Raw genomic sequence first — 1,032 nt, 5'->3', positions numbered from 1 at the left:
GCCCGCCCGTCCTGACCCTCGCCGACCTCAGACTCGACCCGGCCGCCCGCCGCTGCACCGTCGGCGACGGCGAACTGCGCCTGACCATCAAGGAGGCGCAGACGAGGGCGCAGGCCGCGGCGACGGGCCACAGGTCCGCGCTGACACCGGTGTCCAGCGGTACGTGCGCGAGCGGGCCGAAGCTGCCGAGCGCGCGCAGCAGCGGAGGGGTGAGCAGCGGCGCGAACAGGGCCGCGGGCAGGGCGAGCAGCAGCGCCTCGGTGGCGGTGAACGCCGCGAGCCGGCCCCGGGAGGCGCCGCGCGCGGTCAGCAGCGCGTTCTCGTCCTCCTGCCGGGCGGCCATCAGGTGGACCACCAGCAGCAGTGCGGCGGCGGCGAGGACGGCGAGCTGCAGGGCGCCGATCAGCAGGGTGGAACGGGCGACGAGGGCGCCGGAACGCAGTTCGCCGAGCAGCTGGGGCAGGTCGCTGCGGGCCTGCAGGCCGGCGCTCGCGCGCAGTTGCTCGAACAGGCCGGGTGCCTCCTCGCGCAGGGCGTCCGTACGGTCGGGGCGCAGGCCCGCGAAGTCGGCGTCGAGCAGCCAGTTACGGCCGTTCTGCGGCAGGCCGGCGGCGGTGAAGACGGTGTCGTCGACGAGCAGCGGCCCGTACGTGGCGAAGCCGCCCAGCTGGATCTCGCGCCCGCCCAGCGGGTCGAGCCGCCAGTACGGGTCGGCGGGGTCGGCGGCGCGGTAGACGCCGGTGATGCGGACGGTCAGCGGCGCGCCGCCGTAGCGGTCGTCCAGCCGGACCTCGGCGGGCAGCGCGCCGGCGGTGAGGCCGAGGCGGGTGAGCGCGCTCTGCGGGACGGCGACCTGGACGGGCTGCGGTGCCGGCGTGGCCGTGGGGGCCGGGGCGGGGGCCGGCGCGGCGGCGGGAGCCTGCGTGGCGGTGGGGGCCGGCCCGGAGGTAGTGGGGGTTCCAGGGATTGGGGTCGGACCCGCTGGCCACCCAGCCACCCGGGTTGTTGTTCATGCGGAAGACAGATCGGAAG

General features: G+C 76.8%; 1 protein-coding gene. It reads right to left on the bottom strand.

Annotated elements, in window-relative coordinates; genetic code table 11:
- The coding region (locus ACWEQL_RS42520; RefSeq protein ID WP_452157003.1) for an FtsX-like permease family protein at positions 1 to 997 on the bottom strand (997 nt) is incomplete at its 3' end.
- Positions 998 to 1,032: the final 35 nt, after the last annotated feature.

It is taken from the genome of Kitasatospora sp. NPDC004240, from assembly GCF_053603215.1.
The sequence above is the reverse complement of the archived record's forward strand: the minus strand, read 5'-3'. Positions and strand labels throughout refer to the sequence as shown.